We start from the raw sequence: 21769 nt of genomic DNA on the forward strand, positions 1-21769 counted from the left end.
CCACCTCCCCTAAAGCTGCGCCGCTGTGGCTCCCAACCAAGCTTCTAAATGTGCCCGCTGGCTCGGTGGGGCATCGGCGCGACACTGCAACCGATAGTGGGGTTGGGGTTGCCCTAAAATCAACGCTCCAGTGTGCAATTGCTGATCATGGAACCATGTCAGGTGAATTGTCTCTCCCACTGGATATTCCCGCAGTCGCTCTGACCAGTCCTCTGCCTTGACGCGCCAACCATTGAGAGCAATGATTTCATCCCCAGCCACCAAGCCTGCCTGTTCAGCGGGGGAGTCCCGCAGCACTGCCTTGATTTGCAGAGAACCATGTTCCTGCTTGAACTGAAGTCCCGTATAGGGCAGCGCGTCTTGGGGCACCAGTTCCAAACCCACTTTAGCCAACCACTCCTGAAGGGGAAGTTCTATGGTTCCTTCAATGAATTGCTCGCGCCATGTGCCAAGGTTTTCATCGGCAACGGTTTCAATTGTTTCCCACAGCTCATCAGGGGTGTAGCCCTGACCCGTCTCACAATACTGCTGCCACAACCGCCGCAGGACATCGAGGAGCGATCGCTGGTGATTAAAATTAAGGCGAATCCGCAAATCCAATAGCAGTGCCACCAACTCCCCTTTGAGGTAGTAGGACATCTGGGAATTGATGCTATTTTCGTCAGGGCGGTAGAGCTTAATCCAAGCATCAAAACTAGCGGCACTCAGGGATTGCACCCAGCGACCGGGCGTATGTAGGTAGCGATTGAGGCTTTCGCTCAGTAGTTTGAGATAGGCCTCTGCATCAAAGCATCCTGCCCATAGCGGAATCAGTTGGTCGAAATAACTGGTCACCCCCTCTGCAAACCAGAGGCTGGTCGTGTAATTCTCACTGTCGTAGTCAAAGACCTCGAAGGCTTGGGGACGAATCCGCTTGACATTCCAGAGATGAAAAAACTCATGGGCGACTAAGCAGAGAAAGCGGCGATACTGCTCCGGTTGCTGAAAGCCAAAACGATGGAAGATCAACGAGCAACTATTCAGATGCTCCAAGCCGCCGTAGCCCTTGTGGGTCAGGTGCAAAATAAAGACATAGCGATCGTAGGGCAAACCACCAAACAGACTTGCCTCGGTGGCAATGATCCGCTGCATATCGGCGATCGCCCGCTTGGGATCAAAATTCCCCTTGCCCCACACCGCCAATTCATGGGGTTTCCCCGCCACCTCAAAGGTGTAAAGAGCATGGGTGCCCACCTCAAAGGGGCTATCCACCAGCAGATCGTAATTTGCCGCCCAAAAGGTGTAGCCATCCTCACCCAAGGGTTCAAGGGGAGTGGTCACCCGCCAATCGGGGGGCGCTTCAATGGTGACCGTCAAGGGCTGGTCACGATACTCTGGCACATAAAGGCACACCGCTGCGGGATTGAAATAGGCATGGCTGCCATCAAAGTGGTTTGTGCGTACCGAGAGTTCATGGGCATAGATGGCATAGCGCACTTCAAGTTCTAGACCGGGCGTGCAGGCCACCTGCCACTGGTTCTTGGCACACTTCCACCACTCAAGGGGGGTGCCATCGGCGGCTGTTACCGTAAAATCCTGAAGATGCCGCGCATATTCGCGCACGAGGTAAGAGCCGGGCGTCCACACCGGTAAGTGCAGATCAAGGACATCGGTTTGCGGTGCCGTGAGCCGCAGCGTTACCCATAAAAGATGCGTATGCCCCTGCTGGCAGTTAATCCGATAGGCCATGGCAGGGGGCTGAAGAGAAGACTCAGAGGGGGAAGGATGAATGATTGTATGCGTCATACCCCTCAGTGTAGTGAACTTTGGCGACGCTTACAATTTCACTTCAATATCTACGCCCGCCGGCAAGTCCAACTTCATCAGCGCATCAATCGTTTTCGGTGAAGGTTGGTAAATGTCAAGTATGCGACGGTGGGTACGGGTTTCAAAATGCTCCCGCGAGTCCTTGTCCACGTGGGGCGATCGCAGGACGCAATAGATGCGACGGCGAGTGGGTAGGGGAATCGGCCCCACAGGGGAAGCGCCGGTTCTTTTCGCGGTATCGACAATGCGATCGCAGGAAGTATCGAGCAAGCGATGATCAAAGGCCTTAAGGCGAATACGAATTTTCTGTTGTAAAGCAGCCATAGGAATCTTCCTTACTTGTCAAGGTTCAGAGACAATCCGACAAAATTCAGACAAAAAAAGGCCGCCAACACCACAGAAAGGCTAGCGGCCATAAGATCAACTACTTCAGGATTTTGGAGACAACGCCCGCACCAATCGTCCGGCCACCTTCACGGATGGCAAAGCGCATCCCCTGCTCAATGGCAATGGGCTGGATCAGTTCCACGGTCATTTTGATCCGGTCACCGGGCATCACCATTTCAGCAGCGCTACCATCATCAGCGGTGAAGGAAGTAATCGTACCCGTCACATCGGTGGTACGCACATAGAACTGCGGACGGTAACCCGCAAAGAAGGGGGTTTTACGGCCACCCTCTTTTTCAGTGAGCACGTACACTTCACCCTCAAATTGGGTGTGGGGCGTGATGGAGCCGGGTTTAGCAATCACCATTCCCCGTTCCACATCCTCTTTTTTCAGACCGCGCAGGAGCAGACCAGCGTTGTCACCGGCAATCCCCTCTTCGAGGCTCTTCTTGAACATTTCAATACCGGTAACCGTGGTTGTGCGAGTTTCCCGCAGACCTACGAGTTCAACGGTTTCGTTGAGTTTAATGCGACCCCGCTCAATCCGACCCGTGGCCACCGTACCCCGACCGGTGATGGAGAACACGTCTTCTACAGCCATCAGGAAGGGCTTGTCCACATCCCGCTCAGGGGTGGGAATGTAGTTATCCACCGCATCCATTAGCTCGTAGATTTTATCCACCCACTCATTTTCACCGCGTTGGGTTTTCGGGTTGGCGGTCATGGCTTCAAGGGCTTTCAGACCCGAACCACGGATAATGGGCACTTCGTCACCGGGGAATTCGTACTCATTGAGGAGTTCCCGCAGTTCCAGTTCCACCAGCTCCAGCAGTTCTTCGTCGTCCACCATATCCACTTTGTTCAGGAAGACAACGATGCTGGGCACCCCCACCTGACGAGCCAAGAGAATGTGCTCTTTGGTTTGGGGCATTGCACCATCGGTAGCGGCCACCACGAGAATGGCACCGTCCATTTGGGCGGCACCGGTGATCATGTTTTTCACATAGTCAGCGTGGCCGGGGCAATCCACGTGGGCATAGTGACGTTTTTCAGTCTCATACTCCACGTGAGCCGTGTTGATGGTAATCCCACGGGCTTTTTCCTCAGGGGCAGCATCAATTTCATCGTATTTGCGAGCCTGAGCTTTCCCTTGGGCAGCCAGTGTCATGGTAATGGCTGCGGTCAGTGTGGTTTTACCGTGGTCAACGTGACCAATCGTACCAATGTTAACGTGGGGTTTGGTTCGTTCAAATTTAGCGCGTGCCATGTTGTTCCTCGTATAGACTATGCGTTCCCTTTATTTTTGGCAATGATCGCCTCAGCCACATTACGGGGGACTTCCTCGTAATGGCTAAATTCCATCGAGAAAATTCCCCGACCTTGGGTATTCGAGCGAATGTCAGTGGCATAACCAAACATCCGTTCGAGAGGGACTTTTGCCGTTACTTTGGCAATGCCATTTTCCACGGTTTGTCCCTCAATTTGACCGCGACGGGAAATTAGGTCTCCCATCACTGTCCCAAGGAATTCTTCTGGAACCTCGACCTCGACCTTCATCATTGGCTCCAGCAGCACTGGATTGGCTTTCATCACTGCCTCTTTAATGGCCATGGAGCCAGCAATTTTGAAGGCCATCTCTGAGGAGTCAACCTCGTGGTAGGAGCCATCCACTAGTGTGACTTTGAGGTCAATCACTGGGTACCCTGCCAAAATCCCCGATTCACAGGCTTCCTTCATCCCCTGCTCAGCGGGTGGAATGTACTCTTTGGGTACGACACCACCAACAATTTTGGAGACAAATTCAAACCCAGTACCGGGTTCAGCAGGCTCTACTTCAATCACAACGTGACCATACTGGCCTTTACCGCCACTTTGACGGATAAACTTGCCTTCGGCACGGACAGGTTTGCGAATCGTTTCGCGGTAGGCCACTTGGGGTTGGCCAATATTGGCTTCCACTTTGAACTCCCGCTGCATCCGATCCACAAGGATCTCAAGGTGCAGTTCCCCCATGCCCGCAATCACGGTTTGGTTGGTTTCAGGATCAACGCTGACGCGGAAGGTGGGGTCTTCCTCAGAGAGGGCTTGCAGGGCTTTGGAGAGTTTTTCCATGTCCTGCTTGGTTTTGGGTTCCACAGCCACGGAAATCACTGGCTCTGGAATGTACAGCGATTCAAGGATCACGGGCGAGCTTTCATCGCAGAGGGTATCCCCCGTGAAGGTTTCCTTCAGACCCAAGGCAGCTCCTAAATCGCCGGCTCGCAGTTCATCCACCTCAATCCGCTCATCGGCTTTGAGCACAATCAGACGCGAAATGCGCTCTTTCTTGCCCTTGGTGGCATTGAGCACATAGCTGCCTTTTTTAAGAACCCCGGAATAGACACGCACGAAGGTCAGGCGGCCATAGGGATCCGACATGATTTTGAAGGCCAGTGCCGCTAGGGGCTGATCGTCGTCGGCAGCCCGCTCCACCTCTGTGCCATCGGGCAGATGACCTTTAATCGCTGGAATGTCAATGGGTGCTGGCAGGTAGTCCACCACGGCATCAAGGAGCAATTGCACGCCTTTGTTTTTGAAGGCGGAGCCGCAAAGCATCGGCACAATGGTGCCAGCGATCGTCCCTTTGCGTAGGGCGGCACGGATTTCCTCTTCTGTGAGTTCTTCCCCCTCAAAGTATTTTTCCATGAGGGCATCATCGGTTTCGGCAACCGCCTCGATGAGCTTGGTGCGATACTCTTCCGCCAGTTCAGTCATCTCGGCAGGAATTTCGGTATCTTCGATTTCCTTGCCAAGGTCGTCTTTGTAGATTTTGGCGCGCATCCGCACTAGATCAACGATGCCTTTGAACTGATCTTCAGCACCAATGGGCAACTGAATCGGCACGGCATTCGCCCGCAGGCGATCGCGAATCTGGTCATAGACTTTGTAGAAGTTTGCCCCAGTGCGATCCATCTTGTTGACAAAGACGATGCGCGGGACGCTGTAGCGATCGGCTTGCCGCCACACAGTTTCTGATTGCGGTTGCACACCACCGACGGAGCAGAATACGGCAATTACCCCATCAAGAACCCGCATGGAGCGCTCCACCTCAATCGTGAAGTCCACGTGGCCGGGGGTGTCAATAATGTTGATCTGGTGGTCTTTCCAAGAGGTGCTAATGGCGGCGGCTGTAATGGTGATGCCCCGCTCCCGCTCCTGTTCCATCCAGTCGGTAACCGTGGTACCCTCGTGCACTTCGCCAATTTTGTGCACCACACCGGAATAGAAAAGAATACGTTCAGTTGTGGTTGTTTTACCCGCATCAATGTGAGCGGCAATCCCGATGTTTCGCACTCGCTCTAGCGGGGTCGTCCGTGCCACAGCTACCTCCTTGTTTGTTGCATTACGTTAGAATTCTTAAATAATTGTATCCAACTCTTGAACCGTGTGACGGTTTAATAGCGATAGTGGGCAAAGGCCTTGTTGGCTTCTGCCATCTTGTGGGTTTCTTCCCGTTTACGAATGGTGCTGCCGGTTTCGTTGGCGGCATCCATCAATTCATTGGCCAGCTTGGCGGACATCGAACGACCGGCGCGTTTGCGGGAAAATTGCACTAACCAGCGCAAAGCCAAGGCGACCCCGCGGTCGGGACGAACTTCCATGGGCACTTGGTAGGTGGCACCCCCCACACGGCGGGCTTTCACTTCCACTAGGGGCGTTGCATTTTTCACTGCACGCTCAAAAATTTGCAGAGCATCCTCGCCGGTGCGCTCCTGTACGGTTTTCATCGCGTCATAGACAATGCGGCTGGCAAGGGATTTTTTGCCATTGAGCATAATCCGCTGGATCAACATATTCACCAGCACGTTGTTATAGACCGGATCAGGGGCAGTAGGCCGTTTTTGAGCGCGAGTGCGACGAGACATAGGTGTTTGCTGTTTGCTCTAGTGAAGTTTAGGGTTTCAAGGGTGGACTCAAGGAGATAAGAGAACGGAAATTATTTTTTCTTGCCGGTAGCAGCAGCCTCACCGGGTTTGGGACGCTTGGCACCATATTTGGAGCGACCTTGTTTACGGTCTTTGACACCAGCGGTATCCAGCGTGCCACGGATAATGTGGTAGCGGACACCGGGCAAATCTTTAACCCGACCGCCGCGAATCATCACCACAGAGTGCTCCTGCAAATTGTGGCCAATTCCCGGAATATAGGCGGTGACCTCAAAGCCAGAGGTTAAGCGTACCCGTGCCACTTTGCGCAGGGCAGAATTGGGCTTTTTGGGGGTTGTGGTATAGACCCGTGTGCATACCCCACGCCGTTGGGGGCAGCTTTTGAGGGCAGGAGATTTTGTTTTCTTTTTCAACAGTTCCCGCTCTTGGCGGATCAGTTGCTGGATGGTGGGCATTGCTGCTTACGTTAATTTCACCGAACTTCTAGTGTATCGAGGTAGCCGTCGCGTTGTCAATGCTGTTGTGCCGTTGCGCAGTGCCTCTCAGTGTAATGGCTCACTAAGGTCAGGCTGGCGATCGCGGCAGTGACGGCTCTCAGGGTACGCTGCCCCAAGGAAAATGCCTGCCAACCAGCGGCCAAGACCTGCTCCACTTCTGAGGCTGTCCATCCCCCCTCTGGCCCGATCGCCAGATAAATCGGCTGAGATAAATCCATCTGGGGCAAGCAATCCCACAGGAGCTGTGAGGCACTCAAACTGGCAATGTAGCCCTTGGGGGTGAGGCTGATCATTTCGGCAACGGAGAGGGGATCACTGAGGGTGGGCACATAAAGGCGCTCACTTTGCTCGGCGGCCTCTTGGAGAATGCGCTGCCAACGCTGGTATTTATTGGCACTGGGTTGAAGGAGCGATCGCGCCGTTTGAATCGGAATGATACGCTTGACCCCCAATTCCGTTGCCTGTTGCAGCACTTGCTCAAAGTTTGCCGCCTTCAGCAGAGCGAGACAGAGAATAATTTCTACACTTAGCTCCGTCTCTTGCTTTTCAGTTTCCAATAATGCGACAGTCTGCCCATTCACACCAAGCCTGCCTCGCCATCGCTGGCCTTGGCCATCCAGAATCGAGATGACATCGTTATCTTTTAAGCGCAGGACATGGCGGAGATAGTGGACTTGCTCAGGAGTGAGCCACACCTGTTGGTCTTGAATTTGTGAGGGTGAGACAACTAACCGCTGGGGCGATCGCATGAATGGGGGTGCTTGTCGAACTCCTTAGCTACTGACAGGCTTTACAGCTTCCATAAACAGAGAATCAGGCTTGCGCACTTGGCCGTCAACCACATCTAAGTTGTAACGGGAAAATTCTGGAATACGACTCTCAAAAGCAGAGACGGCACGACAGTCTTGAAAACCACAAGCTTCAATCAAGACCTTGAGAGAGTAGCTGTCGTACATCCATAAGTGAGCTTCACCACTCAGGCGAAACAGTCCTACATTAAGAGCATCTACGCCTCGTTTTCCAAGAATTGGCCAGATTAAAATTTTCGCGAGTAACTCACGGGGATAACGTAGTGGCCTCAATATTTTCTTGAGAAATATCTTAGTTGTTTGTGGTTGTTGGGCTATTTTGAAGAAATTTTCAGCCTCTTGGCCGATGCGAGAGCGCACAAAGTCAGGATTTGGGATGTTTGGATTCAGAAGATATGTTGCCATTGCCCCACCACTATGATGGCGGACAAGTTGATCTAAAAGCTCCAGTTTTAGCCAGTCATAGTTAGCACTGTCTGTTTGCTTGCCCTCTCGCAAAGCATCTAGCTCAGCTAGGTAAGCACGGGTTGTTTGCTCTAGGTCGGGAACAACAATGCGCAAAATGCCACCGGGTTTGAGAATTCGCCAAGACTCGCCGATGAATCTTTTTGCCTCGTTGTAATTCAAGTGTTCAAGAACATGAGAAGAATAAATAGCATCAACTTCCCCTTCTGCAAAAGGCAAGCCGCGACGAAGATCCCAACGTCTTACCCCCGCAGCGGTTGGTACTACATCAAAGTTTAGCCACTCAGGGTGGAAGGTCTGACCACAACCAACGTTGACCAGTTTTAGGAGCTGAGACTGCATAACCACTCTACCAAGGTGCGCACAGGGTAACCCGTCCCACAGGGATTATTGTAGCCATCCTCTTTTTCCGTCCAGACTGGGCCAGCAATATCAAGGTGTGCCCAAGGGGTGTGATCGACAAATTGCTGAAGAAATAGGGCAGCAGTGATTGATCCCGCCGATCGCGGACCCGTGTTTTTCATATCGGCCACTTGGGACTTCATACCCTCAAAGTATTTATTCTCAAGGGGCATTTGCCAGAATTTCTCACCGGAGCGATCGCTGGCCTTTTGCAGGGCTTGCGCCAATTCTGAATTATTGCTCCAAAGACCGGCAATATTATCCCCTAAGGCAACAATACAGGCACCTGTCAGCGTTGCCAAATCAACAATGGCATCTACGCCTAGTTTTTCAGCATAGACAAGGGCATCGGCAAGGGTGAGGCGGCCTTCAGCATCGGTGTTGTTGACCTCGATGGTTTTACCGTTGGAGGCGGTGAGAATATCTCCGGGATGCATGGCATGGCCACTGATCATGTTTTCGGTGGCGGCGATAATAAAGTGAACTTCAATGCCAGCGGGCTTGAGTTGACCAATGACCTTGGCCGTTCCCAAAACGGCTGCGGCTCCCCCCATGTCCATCTTCATGGTTTCAATGCCCCCTTGGGTCTTGAGGTTGAGGCCACCAGAATCAAACGTTAACCCTTTGCCAACGAGGGCAATTTTCTTCTGGACATTGCCGGGGGGAGTGTAGGTGAGGTGAATAAATTTCGGCGGTAGATCAGACGCCTGAGCCACCCCCAAAAAGGCCCCCATACCCAAGGCGGCACATTCATCGCGCTCCAAAATTTTTGCCGTCAGGCCGTAGGTAGCTGCCAATTGCTGAGCCGTTTCCGCCAGGGTCACAGGTGTCACTTCATTCGCTGGGGCATTCACCAGTTCACGAGCCAAAATCACCCCATCACAAATCTGCTGGGCACGGGTCAAGGCCGCTGTTTGCTCCCCTAAGCCCAACAGGCTCACAGATTCTGGATAGGGCAGGAGTTTACGAGCTTCAGGATCCGACTTAAAACGCACATCACTGTGGAGGGCAAGGAGAACCCCTTCAGCAATGGCTTGGGCAGCATCTGCCGCTTCTAAAGTCTCGTGGGGCAGTGTCATGCCTAATGTTTTTGCGCGTTCACGGCGAGCCGTACGGGCAATGGTCGCAGCAGTGCGGCGCAGGGTCTCTAGGTTAAAGTCATCGCGATTCCCTAAGCCCACAAGGAGAAGCTTTTTAATGGGGAAGTTGGGCAATAGACGCACGAGCAGGGAGGTACCGGATTTGCCTTGAAATTCCCCTTCGTTGATCAGTTCCTGTAAGAGGCCATTGAGGCGTTGATCAAGGGTCGTGTAGGGGTCGGTGAGGGTGAGGGTGCCTTCCGTTTGAAAGACAGCGATCGCCAATAAATCCCCCGACCAGTCGGGAATAGCTGTGGTAACCGTTTGCAGTTGCATGCCTATCTACGACCCAAAAATCTCTCACCCCCCTTATTTTATCGGCGTTTAGGCCTCAGCAGGAACCCAGACACTGCAAAAATTCAAGGGGCAAGCCATCGCAGTCACGCATAAAGGCGACATGATAAAGGTGCGCCCCAATCACTTGCTGGGTGGGCTTCAGCAATAGCTCAAAGGGTAAACGCTGTGCCTTTAATGTTTCTCCCACCTGATTGAGCCACGTCTCGAGGGGGTCAGGATGGTCACTAAGATCAAAGGAAAGATGGTAGTAGCCGACGTAGTGCTCATCGTGAAAAGGATCGGCAGGTGGCTGGGGTTCAGGGACTTGCAGAAGTTCGAGGCGGGTGTGCCAGCCCTTGAGCCAACAGGCAAGGGTATAGCCCGTGGTAAAGCGGACATCCATTGTGAAGCCTAGGCACTCATAGAAGGCGATCGCCCGCTGAATATTGGCTGTGCGGATGGAAACGTGATGCAAACCCATAACTAGTCTTGTTTTGGCCGCAACCGCTCAGGAAAATCAATAAAGACGCGCTCACCGACACTGACACCGCTGATAATCTGGGTTTGATCTTGCCAGCTACTGCCAATGGTGACAGGGCGAAATTTTGGCTGATTGTCTTCACCCACAACATAAACACCGGTTTGACCGCGCTCAACGGCAATGGCCACCGTCGGCACCAGCAGGGCATTGTTAATTTTTTGCCCCAGAAAATCTAAGTCCACATTCATTCCGGAACGCAGCTTCTCTAGCCCTGTCACCAAGGAAACCCGCACCTGAAAGAAGGTGACATTTTGCTCCACAACCGCTTCAGGTGCCACTAAGCGCACTCGTCCTGCAAAGGTTTCCCCTGGATAGGCATCGGCACGGATTTCAACGGGTTGCCCCACGAGCACTTGGCCAATATCCACTTCTGGTACTTCGGCAAGAATTTCTAAGCCCTCAGCGATCGCCACAATTGAGGTGGAAGTGGCAGAGGTCGTGGCAGAGGCGGTGGTGGTCGGTGTCACAAAGGCTCCCGGATTGGCGTACTTCTGGGTAATAATCCCCGTAAAAGGAGCGCGAATCACTGTATCTTCAAAAGCAGCACGGGCAGCTTCAACTTGGGCTTGGGCAGCGGCGACGCTTGCTTCTGCTTGGCGGATTTCTTCACTGCGGGAGCCACGCTGTAATAGTTGCAGGCGCTTTTGGGCTTCATTCAGGTTGGCGATCGCGCTATCCCGATTCGCTTTTAGTTCATCAAGGGTATCGCGGGGAATCGCACCCTCAGCCGCGAGCAATTCATTGCGTTTCAGGCGTTCTTGCGCCAATTGCGCACGGGTGGCGGCTGCTCGTACTTGGGCTTCGGCTTGGGCAATTTCCTCGGCACGGTTGCCGGCAACCACGCGATCGCGACGGGCAATGGCATCAGCTAGGTTGGCTTGGGCTTGGGCGAGTTGCGCCTGCTCATCGCGGTTGTCCATACGGGCGATGATTTGACCCGCCTTAACCTGATCGCCCTGCTCAACGTAGAGTTCGGCGAGAAGACCTGCCCGTTTTGGACTGATATTGACGGTTTGTACAGGGACGACTTTGCCAGTGGCAGCGATGCGAGCAACTAAATCGCGACTGTCTTGAACGGGTACGGTGTAGCGATCTAGATCAAGGGGCGTTTGGCGCGATCGCCACAGCAGTAGGCCACCACTGCCAATCAGACCAGCAGCAATCACCCCAATCACGAGCGATCGCCAAGGGGAAGAAGGTTTACCAACAAAAGGGATAAACGCTGCCATGAATGCTTTACAGTTCTTGCCCTATTCTAACGTTATGTTACAGTGACCCACTGAATAGCCGCATTGATGATGCCTATGAGTTTTATCTGTCCCTCAATAGAAGCGCAGATGCTATCCTAACCAATACTGTCTATGTCCTTTGCCTATGAATCCTGCACTCTCCCAGATTGGCCAGCAAATGTCCCAACTGACGGGAGTTCGGGCAATCATGAAGGATATTATTGAGACGTTACGCCTGAATCGCGGTCAAGACCTGATTAACCTGAGTGCAGGTAACCCCCTCATTGTTCCAGAGGTGGAGCAACTGTGGCGTGACTGTACCCACGAGCTAATGGCCAGCCCAGAATTTGGCCAAGTGGTCTGCCGCTACGGCACAAGCCAAGGGTATGAACCGCTAATTGCTGCTGTTGTCGATGATTTTAACCGCCGCTATGGTTTGAACCTGACGGAGCGCAATGTCCTCGTCACCCCCGGTAGTCAGGCCATCTACTTCTTTGCCGCCAATGCTTTTGGGGGCTTTAGCGCCAACGGTGAATTAAAGAAAGTCGTTCTCCCTTTGAGTCCAGAATATACGGGCTACGGTGGCGTCAGCCTCACCCCTGATACCGTTGTTGCCTATCGTCCGCGCCTTGAGATTTTTGAAGCGGATCACACCTTTAAGTATCGTCCCGACTTTCAACAACTCCACATTGATGAGACGACTGGATGCGTCATCTTCTCCCGCCCCTGCAATCCGACGGGAAATGTGCTCACGGATGTCGAGGTGCGGCAAATTGCTGATCTCGCTGTCCCCTATGGCGTTCCAGTGTTGATTGATGCCGCCTATGGCCCCCCCTATCCCAGTCTGAACTTTACGGAACTGGCACCCGTTTTTGGCGGCAATATTGTCCACTGCCTCAGCCTCTCCAAGGCGGGACTACCGGGGGAACGGGTGGGGATTGCCATTGGCGATCGCGAGATTTTGAGTGTCCTTGAAGCCTTTCAAACCAATGCCTGTATTCATGCCTCGCGCTACGGTCAGGCGATCGCGGCATTAGCCATTGCCAATGGTGCCCTAGCCGAAGTATCCGTCAATGTCATTCGTCCCTTCTATCAACGCAAGTTTACAGTTCTCGAAGAAACCCTACGAACTGCTTTGCCGAACGACCTTCCTTGGTTTTTGCATCGCGGTGAGGGGGCGATTTTCGCGTGGCTGTGGTTACGGGACTTACCCATGACAGATTGGGAACTATATCAACATCTGAAGCGAGCAGGGGTGATTGTCGTTCCCGGCAGTTCCTTTTTCCCCGGCTTGACCGAGCCGTGGCGCCACAAACAGGAGTGCCTGCGTATTAGTCTCACTGCTAGTGATGAGGAAATTGCCCTTGGCATGCAACGACTAGCCGCCACCATTACCCAGGTCTATCAAGAATCCCCTAACCGCTCCTATTCAGATGTCCTTGCTTAGGTTCCCCGATGCGGGACTAACCGTTCTCCCCTTTTTCAATGCATCGTGACTCTCTCTTTTACCAACTGTTTGCGCAGTTACCCGAAACGCTATTTGACCTATTGGGAATAGACCATCCCATGGGTTACCGCTTTGACTCTGTGGAACTCAAACAAACCGCCTTTCGCATTGACGGCGTCTTCGTACCCCCTGACCCCTCAGGAACGGTCTATTTTTGCGAGGTTCAGTTTCAGCGGGATACGACCTTCTATGAACGCTTCTTTGCTGAAATCTTTCTCTACTTGCGCCTGTATCGCCAGACCTTCTCTGATTGGCAAGCGGTAGTCATTTATCCCAATCGCCAAACTGAACAAGAGTCTTTTGAGCCGTATCAATTGTTAGTGAATAGCGATCGCCTGCGTCGGGTGTATCTAAATGAACTCGGTTCACTTCAGGCCTTGCCATTGAACCTAGCCCTGATGCAGCTCACGGTGTTACCTGAAGCAGAAATGCCGACAGCAGCGCGGATGCTGGCAGAGCGCACTCGCATAGAGGCAGTTCCAAGGCCAGAAGTCATAATGGAGTTGATCACAACCATTGTGCTCTACAAGTTCACCAAGCTAAGTCGCGAGGAGGTGCTGCCCATGTTGGGGTTTACCACTGACGAACTAAAGCGGACGCGATTTTATCAAGAAGTGTATGCTGAGGCGCGAGAAGAGGGATTACAACAAGGATTACAACAGGGACTACAGCAGGGAGAAGCACTTGTCATTTTGCGGCTCCTCAGGCGACGGTTTGGGGATATACCGGCTGACCTTGAAGCAGCGATTCGCCAACTCCCACCCACTCAGATTGAGACTTTGGCAGAGGCACTCCTTGACTTTGCGACCCTTGAAGACCTGAGAGGCTGGCTCAGAAATCTCGGTTAGGGAGAATCCTCCTTTAGTAAAGACTTGCAAACAAGCGTGAAGGAGGCTCAAGAATCCTGATACAACAATTGATGGAGTTGCAGCCGAACGTCAACCGATTCCTATGAATATTGCTGTCATTGGCTTGAGTCACAAAACCGCCCCTGTGGATGTGCGCGAAAAATTGAGTGTGCCAGAGGATGTGCGGGAGCGGGCACTGCAACATCTATGCGGCTACGCCCATATTCAGGAAGCGACCATCCTTAGCACCTGTAACCGCTTAGAAATTTACATTGTTACCAGTGACACTGAGGTGGGCGTGCGGGAAGTGCATCAGTTTCTCAGTGAGTGGAGTCATATTCCCCTGCCCCAACTGCGTCCCTACCTCTTTATCCTGCTGCATCAGGATGCGGTGATGCATCTCATGCGGGTGGCCTCGGGGCTAGATAGCTTGGTGATTGGTGAAGGGCAAATTCTCTCCCAAGTGAAACGCTGTCATCAGTTAGGGCAGCAGTACAAGTCCATTGGGTCTATTCTCAATCGCCTCTTTACGGGGGCGATCGCTGCCGGTAAACGGGTACGCACAGAAACGAGTATTGGGACGGGAGCGGTCTCCATTAGCTCAGCGGCGGTGGAACTCGCCGACCTGCGGCTGCAAAATCTCCAGAACTGCCGCATTGCTATTGTCGGTGCGGGCAAAATGTCCCGCTTGGTGGTGCAACACCTGATTGCCCGAGGGGTGAAGGAGATGAGCATTATCAACCGCTCCTTGGAACGGGCACAGGAACTGGCGCAGCAGTTTCCCGAAGTACGCTTTGAACTCTTTACGATGACGGATCTACTGCCGATTGTGGCAGCGATGGATTTGGTCTTTACGGGCACAGCAGCGACACAACCCCTCTTGGATCGTGAGAATTTAGGGTCGGTGCTCACCGGCGATCGCCCCCTATCAATCATTGATATTTCTGTGCCCCGCAATGTCCATGCCAACGTGACGGAATTGGCCTCCGTGCAACTGTTTAATGTGGATGATCTCGAAGCAGTTGTCGCCCAAAACCAAGAGGCGCGACGCCAATTGGCTCAAGAGGCTGAGGGTATCCTTGAAGAAGAATTAGAGACCTTTTTGGCTTGGTGGCACGCCCTAGAAACGATTCCCACCATCCGCAGTCTGCGCCAAAAAATGGAAGCGATCCGTACCCAAGAGCTGGAAAAAGCCCTTTCTCGCTTGGGTAGTGAGTTTGGTGATAAGCACCAAGGGGTCATTGAAGCAATGACGCGCACGATTATTAACAAGATTCTCCATGATCCAACCGTGCAACTGCAATCACAGCGGGATTTAGAAAGTCGTCAACGCGCTATGCAGACCCTCCAAGACTTGTTTAATCTCGAACCCATCGAAGCCTAGAGCCTATGCGCCACGTGGGCGATCGCGGGGAAGCGGTAGTTGTCGCGTGGCTACAAACCCAGCAGTGTCAAATTTTGGCTCAGAACTGGTCTTGCCCTTGGGGTGAACTGGATATTATTGCCTGTGATCCGGGGGGCGTGGTGCTCTTTGTCGAAGTGAAAACTCGCCGTTCCCGCAACTGGGATTATGATGGCCTTGGCGCGATTTCCCTTAGCAAGCAACACAAACTCATTTTGGCCGCCCAAGCCTTCCTAGAACGTCAGCCCCAGTGGCAGGATCATCCCTGTCGCTTCGATGTGGCCTTGGTGCGATACCAAGCAGGTACCTATCGGCTGCATCAATACTTGGAGCACGCATTTACACTGGACGCCACTGATTGAGCACTTTACCAACTCAGGAGTTTTTGCAGGCGATCGCGAATCCAGTTAATGGGCTGACTTTGATCCTGCTCTTGGCGACTCAGTTGCTGAAGCTCCTGTTGATGTTGCGCCAGCACATCCTGACGGCGGGCGATCGCCACCGCAATATCATCAGCAAGGGAAGGGTGTTCTTTTAGCAACTGTTCAAATCCCTCCCGTGGTAGGACAAACAGGACTGTATCCGTCATTGCCATCATCGTTGCTGGGCAGGCGACCCCCAGCATCAGTGGTAGTTCACCAAAGTGCTCCCCCGGATTAAACGTCATCATTGGCTTGAGTTCACCATTCTCCTCATAGACCGCCGCCATCTGCCCCTGCAATACGATGTAGAAGTTACTGATTGCCTCCTGAGCACGGAACAAAATTTCCTTTGCCGCCAAGTGCTTGCGGTAGCCCGATTCAATGAGAAAGCGTAATTGCAAATCATTCATACACTGAAAATAGCTCACCTGCTGAAGCAGCGACTTTAAGGAGGGCGTTGCCGGTGCCAAGGGCATCCCTACGGTTTCCACTGGCTCACTGAGGGGAGAGAGGGCTGGCGCATTGCGGATCCAGATGTCCCGTTGCGGGAAAGGAATCGAGATATTGTGCTGCCGAAAGTAGTAATCAATCTTGAAATTGAGACTGCTCTTAATGAACACTCGCCGCTCAATGGCATCCGTCCATACCCAAAGTTCAAACTCAAGAGCCGAATCGCCAAATTCACGGAAAATCACTCGAGGGGCTGGCTCCCTGAGGACATCTGGTTCAGAATGCGCAATATTGAGCAAGACTTCTGTCACCAAAACTGGATCTGTCCCATAGGCCACCCCAATGGGAATATCAATACGACCGCGATGGGTTTCATAGTACCAATTCAGCACCGGACTATCGGCAAGGTAGGTATTGGGTACTACCACATTTGAACCGTTAAAAGTTTGAATCACCGTCGCCCGCATTGAGACTTCCTGCACGTAGCCACTGATGTTTTCAATTTCCACAAAGTCGCCGACACGGACTTTGCGCTCAATAAGGAGCGTCAGGCCACTGATGAGATTGCGGGTGACATCCTGCAAACCAAAACCAATCCCCACCCCCAAGCCACCGATAATCACCGCTAGGGAATCGAGATTAATCCCCACTGCTTGCAAAACAATAATGTAGCCTAGTGCTCCTCCGGCACCGCTAATCACAGTGGAAATGGCCTCGCGATTGCCTAGATCCAAGCCCAAGCGCGGTAGGAGTTGATTTTTCAGCACCCCCTTGAAAAAGCGCGCCAAAATGGCAACGAGGATGAGCAACAGCACCACTTGAAACAACCAACGCAGGGAAATCGTTTCCCGCCCAAGCCGAAACAAAGGTGCATCGACAATACTAACGAACGATGACCACAGTTCAATGACTTGAGATGGCATTCTCCACAGTCTCCTCAGGGGTTCACAAACTTAGACAGTTCCTAAGCTAACCCCCTCACTTTAGCAGGGGGAGATCGTCAACTAAAAGAACTCACCTAAATAGGGATCTGCTCTCTTAGTGATCAAAGGCTTGGGTGCAACATATCCCACAATAGCCAAAGGGCGATCGCCAAGAGACTACTGCCGGTCAGTGTTTGTAATCGCTGTTCCGAGAGGTACTGTGACAACCAGCGACCAATCAATACCCCAATCAAACTGGTGGTTACTAAGGCCAAAGCTGCTCCCAAAAACACCAACCAAGGGGAGGCAGCGCGGGCAGCCATGAAAAAAACAGCAATTTGAGTTTTATCGGCAAATTCAGCCAAAAAAACGGTTAAAAACGCAACCCCGAACTCTCGCCATGGCAACGCGCGCTTAATCACCGATTGCCCTCTAGGCGTCCGTCATTTCCTCAACCGTCTCGGTGGTTTTCGTCTCTGGGCGATTCTCCGTATTTAGGCGGCGGCTGTAGCGACCCGAAGAACGCTTGCGAAACTTGCGAGCATAGGCTTGGTTACGAAGAGCTTTTTCTTTCTTAGGATTGCGGCGTTTGGCCATGCTTACCTCAATGGTAGGGGTGGTCTCAGCACTCAACAAAAATTAAGGACAGAAACTTTATTCTATCGGAATTTTTCCCCTAGCACAAGAAGCCTGTGATCGAAAAAACTGTGACCATACCACCTCACAAAAATGAGAAACCCCCTAAGCTTTCACCTAGGGGGAGGAGGAGTCTTGTTCTGGCAGAAAGTTGCCAATGGGCGGAACTATTTGGTTTCTGAGAACTCAGCGTCAATCACTTCGTCATCACCGCCACTGCTACCGCTGCTGCTGGAGCCAGTTCCATCACTGGACTGAGTACTTTGATAGACACTGGAGCCGACGCTATAGAGGGTTTGTTGCAGATCCTGCATCAGTGATTTCACCCGTTCAAAGTCAATCGACTCAATGGGTTTCTTCTCAGCTTCAGTGCCGATTTCCGAGCGTAGGTTGGCAATGAGGGAGGTGAGACGGTCTTTATCGCTGGTGGAGACTTTATCCCCCAACTCACTCAACTGTTTCTCCGCTTGATAGCAGAGTTGCTCTGCCTGGTTCTTGGTCTCGATTTTCTCACGTTTGGCTTTATCGGCAGCAGCATTCATTTCCGCTTCGCGCACCATGCGTTCCACTTCATCCTTAGGCAGCGTTGAGGCGCCAGTGATGCTAATGGACTGCTGTTTGCCGGTGCCTTTGTCGCGAGCGGTCACGTTGAGGATACCGTTGGCATCAATATCAAACGTGACTTCGATTTGGGGCACGCCACGTGGTGCGGGGGGAATGCCATCCAAACGGAAGGTACCGAGGCTCTTGTTGTCGGCGGCCATTTCCCGCTCCCCTTGCAGGACGTGGATTTCCACATTGGTTTGACCGTCAACGGCGGTGGAGAAGACCTCGGATTTTTTCGTCGGGATCGTGGTGTTGCGGGGAATAATTTTCGTCATCACGCCACCAAGGGTTTCCACCCCCAAAGACAGCGGTGTGACATCGAGGAGAAGAATGTCTTTCACTTCCCCTGCCAGTACCCCAGCTTGAATAGCGGCACCCACCGCCACGACTTCATCGGGGTTCACACTCTGGTTGGGGTCTTTGCCCAATAGCCGTTTGACCAACTCTTGGATGGCAGGAATGCGGGTGGAACCGCCGACGAGCACCACTTCATCAATCTGTTCTTTAGTGAGTTTGGCATCCCTGAGGGCTTGCTCAACGGGTACGCGGCAACGGTCAATGAGGTCAGAGCAGAGTTCCTCAAATTTGGCGCGAGTGAGCGTCATGTCGAGGTGCTTAGGCCCATCCTGCGTTGCGGTAATGAAGGGCAGGTTAATTTCCGTTTGCATGACGCTGGAAAGTTCAATCTTGGCTTTTTCTGCCGCTTCCGTCAGCCGTTGCAGCGCCTGTTTGTCTTTGCGCAGGTCAATGCCTTCTTGGGCACGGAAAGACTCAGCCAAGTAGTCCACAATTTTCTTGTCGAAGTCGTCACCGCCAAGGTGGGTGTCCCCAGAGGTGGCGAGCACTTCAAAAACGCCATCACCGACTTCAAGGATGGATACGTCAAAGGTACCACCGCCAAGGTCAAAGACGAGGATGGTTTCATTGGCTTTTTTATCTAGGCCATAGGCCAAGGAGGCGGCAGTGGGTTCGTTAATGATCCGCAGCACTTCAAGACCGGCAATTTTGCCAGCATCTTTGGTGGCTTGGCGCTGCGAGTCGTTGAAATAGGCAGGCACAGTAATCACCGCTTGGGTGACTTCCTCGCCAAGGTATTTGCTGGCATCCTCTTTTAGTTTGCGCAGGACTTGAGCAGAAATTTCTTCGGGGGCAAACTGTTTGCCAAGGGCGGGGCAATCCAGCTTGACGTTGCCATTGACGTTCAAAACTTTGTAGGAGACCTCGGTGGCTTCGTGGGTCACCTCATCAAAGCGACGGCCAATAAAGCGCTTCACAGAATAAAAGGTATTTTCGGGGTTCATCACTGCTTGCCGTTTGGCAATTTGACCCACGAGGCGATCGCCATTTTTGGTGTAGGCAACAACGGAGGGCGTTGTCCGAAACCCTTCAGCATTGGCAATAACCGTGGGCTTGCCCCCTTCCATGACGGCCACACAGGAGTTGGTGGTCCCCAGATCAATTCCGACAACTTTTGCCATAGCGACGAAAACTCCCTTTGCAGGCTAACTTCGATGCGGGGCACAGCACCCATATTGGGCTTAACCCTCTCTCCTTCCTATAGTGCGATCGCTCCTGCCATGAGCAAAAGGGGGATTTACCGAACCTAGAGCGGGGGGTGAACTGCGTAGGGCAAGGGATCGACTAAACCCAACTCGGCAAAGGCCGCTAAACGCAATCGACAGGCGTCGCAGCGACCACAGGCCTGTTCGCCATCGCTATAACAGGACCATGTTTTTTCCCAAGGAACGCCGTACTCATTCCCCAGACGAATGATGTCTTTTTTATGAAGTTCAATGAGGGGGGTGACAATTTCAATGGGCTGGCCTTCGCGCCCCTGCTTGGTACCTAGGCGATAGACCTCCTGCATCGCGGCAATATAATCAGGGCGACAGTCGGGATAGCCAGAGTAATCGAGGGCATTGACGCCAATATGAACGGTTTGGGCCCCTAGGGCTTCGGCATAGGCAAGGGCGACACTCAAGAAAATCGTATTGCGGGCGGGGACATAGGTAACGGGAATTTCTTGGCTCATGGTGGCCAGATCGCGATCGCGAGGCAAGTCAATCGTTAAATCGGTCAAGGCGGAGCCGCCCCACAACTGCAAATTCAAGGAGACCATTTGATGCTGAATCACGCCGGCGGCGCTGGCAATGGCGATCGCGGCTTCTAATTCCCGCTGATGGCGCTGCCCATAGTCAAAGGAAAGGGCATAGCAAGCATAACCCAGTGCCTTGGCACGAAATAACACGGTGCTGGAGTCTAAGCCCCCTGAGAGCAACACGACGGCCTTTGGTGTCGTCATCATAGCTGTCTATCAAAAACTTTACATTTGGCAATGCTGTGGTAGCATCTTTCTGAAAATGTTCATTCTGTGAGTTTTTACTTACGGCGGGCGATCGCCAACACCAAACCCTTCCCCGGTTGCGTAGAGGAGTGAAATAACTAGACATGAGTTCTGCCGTCCGTCCCCAGCCCGAGCCACTGCGCATTGGCGTCATCGGTGTTGGCAACATGGGTCAGCACCACACCCGTGTTTTGAGTTTACTCAAAGATGTCGAACTTGTGGGCATCTCTGACGTGAATCTGGAGCGGGGCATTGATACCGCTAGCAAATATCGGGTGAAATTCTTTGAAAATTATGTGGATTTGTTGCCCCACGTTGAGGCGGTGTGTATTGCCGTGCCCACCCGTCTCCACCATGAAGTGGGCATTACCTGCTTGCGCCACGGGGTACATGTCTTGGTAGAAAAACCGATTGCCGCCAGTATTAGCGAAGCAGAATCCCTCGTTAACGCGGCAGCGGAGTGCCAGTGCATCCTCCAAGTCGGGCATATTGAGCGATTTAACCCCGCGTTTCAAGAACTGAGCAAAGTTCTGCGCACTGAGGAAATCCTTGCCCTTGAGGCCGATCGCATGAGTCCCTACTCTGATCGCGCCAATGATGTCTCGGTGGTTCTCGACTTAATGATCCACGACATTGACCTGCTCTTGGAACTCACCAATTCCCCTGTGGTGCGCCTAACGGCCGCAGGCAGTCGCTCTGCCAACTCTGGGTATCTGGACTACGTGACCGCCACCTTGGGCTTTGCCAACGGCATTATTGCCACTCTCACTGCTAGTAAAGTCACCCACCGCAAGCAACGGCGCATTGCCGCCCACTGCAAAAATTCCCTCACAGAGGCGGATTTCCTGAAAAACGAGATTCTGATTCACCGCAAAACCACGGCATCGTGCAGTGCCGATCATGGCCAAGTCCTCTACCGCCAAGACGGCCTCATTGAGAAGGTCTATACGAGCAATATTGAACCTCTCCATGCCGAGTTGGAGCACTTCGTCAACTGTGTCCGTGGCGGTCAACCCCCCTCGGTGGGTGGGGAGCAGGCACTCAAAGCGTTGCGCTTGGCCAGTCTCATTGAGCAGTTAGCCCTTGATGGCCACAGTTGGGGGCAGTTGGATGCCTCCTTGGCGGCACTGATTCGTTAGCACGCATCGCCCTCG

Annotated in this window: 21 protein-coding genes; 5 read left to right on the plus strand and 16 right to left on the minus strand. The window is 52.8% G+C overall.

Annotation, left to right across the window (positions count from 1 at the left end):
• Positions 1-9: 9 nt before the first annotated feature.
• The 11 genes from KV190_RS07360 to KV190_RS07410 all read right to left on the minus strand — a co-directional run bounded on the left by KV190_RS07360 (position 10) and on the right by KV190_RS07410 (position 11477).
• The gene (locus KV190_RS07360) at positions 10-1785 is read right to left on the minus strand and encodes a M61 family metallopeptidase (protein ID WP_460192618.1); all 1776 of its coding nucleotides are present in this window, start codon (positions 1783-1785) and stop codon (positions 10-12) included.
• Positions 1786-1815: 30 nt separating this feature from the next.
• Positions 1816-2130, minus strand: coding sequence for a 30S ribosomal protein S10 (rpsJ, locus tag KV190_RS07365; protein WP_149819531.1), 315 nt, complete (start codon positions 2128-2130; stop codon positions 1816-1818).
• A gap of 100 nt (positions 2131-2230) precedes the next feature.
• A complete protein-coding gene (tuf, locus tag KV190_RS07370) occupies positions 2231-3460 on the minus strand; it encodes an elongation factor Tu (RefSeq protein WP_460192619.1) in 1230 nt (409 codons plus the stop codon).
• Between the two features lie 17 nt (positions 3461-3477).
• Positions 3478-5553 carry an elongation factor G gene (gene fusA, locus KV190_RS07375; RefSeq protein WP_149819527.1) on the minus strand — a complete coding sequence of 692 codons (2076 nt, stop codon included), beginning with the start codon at positions 5551-5553 and terminating at the stop codon, positions 3478-3480.
• 74 nt (positions 5554-5627) lie between these two features.
• The gene (rpsG, locus tag KV190_RS07380) at positions 5628-6098 is read right to left on the minus strand and encodes a 30S ribosomal protein S7 (RefSeq protein ID WP_149819525.1); all 471 of its coding nucleotides are present in this window, start codon (positions 6096-6098) and stop codon (positions 5628-5630) included.
• A gap of 71 nt (positions 6099-6169) precedes the next feature.
• Positions 6170-6574 (minus strand): 30S ribosomal protein S12, encoded by a 405-nt coding sequence (gene rpsL, locus KV190_RS07385; protein WP_149819523.1) that lies wholly within the window; start codon positions 6572-6574, stop codon positions 6170-6172.
• Positions 6575-6630: 56 nt separating this feature from the next.
• Positions 6631-7365 (minus strand): RsmE family RNA methyltransferase, encoded by a 735-nt coding sequence (locus tag KV190_RS07390; RefSeq protein ID WP_460192620.1) that lies wholly within the window; start codon positions 7363-7365, stop codon positions 6631-6633.
• A gap of 24 nt (positions 7366-7389) precedes the next feature.
• Positions 7390-8232 carry a class I SAM-dependent methyltransferase gene (locus tag KV190_RS07395; RefSeq protein ID WP_460192621.1) on the minus strand — a complete coding sequence of 281 codons (843 nt, stop codon included), beginning with the start codon at positions 8230-8232 and terminating at the stop codon, positions 7390-7392.
• Positions 8214-9707, minus strand: a complete 1494-nt coding sequence (locus KV190_RS07400; protein ID WP_460192622.1) for a leucyl aminopeptidase — start codon at positions 9705-9707, stop codon at positions 8214-8216. Before KV190_RS07400 ends, KV190_RS07395 begins: the two co-directional genes overlap by 19 nt.
• Positions 9708-9762: 55 nt before the next feature.
• Complete coding sequence (locus KV190_RS07405; protein ID WP_460195250.1) at positions 9763-10182, minus strand: VOC family protein; 420 nt, start codon at positions 10180-10182, stop codon at positions 9763-9765.
• Positions 10183-10190: 8 nt separating this feature from the next.
• Complete coding sequence (locus KV190_RS07410) at positions 10191-11477, minus strand: efflux RND transporter periplasmic adaptor subunit (protein ID WP_460192623.1); 1287 nt, start codon at positions 11475-11477, stop codon at positions 10191-10193.
• A 145-nt stretch (positions 11478-11622) separates the two neighbouring features.
• Between KV190_RS07410 and KV190_RS07415 the strand changes: the two genes are divergently transcribed.
• The 4 genes from KV190_RS07415 to KV190_RS07430 all read left to right on the plus strand — a co-directional run bounded on the left by KV190_RS07415 (position 11623) and on the right by KV190_RS07430 (position 15596).
• The gene (locus KV190_RS07415; RefSeq protein ID WP_460192624.1) at positions 11623-12924 is read left to right on the plus strand and encodes a valine--pyruvate transaminase; all 1302 of its coding nucleotides are present in this window, start codon (positions 11623-11625) and stop codon (positions 12922-12924) included.
• 38 nt (positions 12925-12962) lie between these two features.
• Positions 12963-13832: an Rpn family recombination-promoting nuclease/putative transposase gene (locus KV190_RS07420; RefSeq protein ID WP_460192625.1), complete on the plus strand. Its 870-nt coding sequence runs from the start codon at positions 12963-12965 to the stop codon at positions 13830-13832.
• A gap of 103 nt (positions 13833-13935) precedes the next feature.
• A complete protein-coding gene (locus KV190_RS07425; protein ID WP_149819508.1) occupies positions 13936-15216 on the plus strand; it encodes a glutamyl-tRNA reductase in 1281 nt (426 codons plus the stop codon).
• A 5-nt stretch (positions 15217-15221) separates the two neighbouring features.
• A complete protein-coding gene (locus KV190_RS07430; protein WP_460192626.1) occupies positions 15222-15596 on the plus strand; it encodes a YraN family protein in 375 nt (124 codons plus the stop codon).
• 5 nt (positions 15597-15601) lie between these two features.
• On the opposite strand, the gene KV190_RS07435 is transcribed toward KV190_RS07430, so the two are convergent.
• The 5 genes from KV190_RS07435 to queC form a co-directional block, all read right to left on the minus strand.
• Positions 15602-17029, minus strand: a complete 1428-nt coding sequence (locus KV190_RS07435; protein ID WP_460192627.1) for a mechanosensitive ion channel domain-containing protein — start codon at positions 17027-17029, stop codon at positions 15602-15604.
• 122 nt (positions 17030-17151) lie between these two features.
• Entirely contained in the window at positions 17152-17394 is a 243-nt protein-coding gene (locus KV190_RS07440; protein WP_255451628.1) for a TMEM165/GDT1 family protein, read from the minus strand.
• Positions 17395-17461: 67 nt separating this feature from the next.
• Positions 17462-17662: a hypothetical protein gene (locus tag KV190_RS07445; RefSeq protein ID WP_181496979.1), complete on the minus strand. Its 201-nt coding sequence runs from the start codon at positions 17660-17662 to the stop codon at positions 17462-17464.
• A 170-nt stretch (positions 17663-17832) separates the two neighbouring features.
• Positions 17833-19749, minus strand: a complete 1917-nt coding sequence (gene dnaK / locus KV190_RS07450) for a molecular chaperone DnaK (protein WP_460192628.1) — start codon at positions 19747-19749, stop codon at positions 17833-17835.
• Between the two features lie 125 nt (positions 19750-19874).
• Positions 19875-20576 (minus strand): 7-cyano-7-deazaguanine synthase QueC, encoded by a 702-nt coding sequence (queC, locus tag KV190_RS07455; RefSeq protein ID WP_460192629.1) that lies wholly within the window; start codon positions 20574-20576, stop codon positions 19875-19877.
• Between the two features lie 143 nt (positions 20577-20719).
• Between queC and KV190_RS07460 the strand changes: the two genes are divergently transcribed.
• Positions 20720-21754 (plus strand): Gfo/Idh/MocA family protein, encoded by a 1035-nt coding sequence (locus tag KV190_RS07460; RefSeq protein WP_149819497.1) that lies wholly within the window; start codon positions 20720-20722, stop codon positions 21752-21754.
• The last annotated feature ends 15 nt before the right edge of the window (positions 21755-21769 follow it).

The organism is Thermosynechococcus sp. FA-CM-4201 (assembly GCF_054689355.1).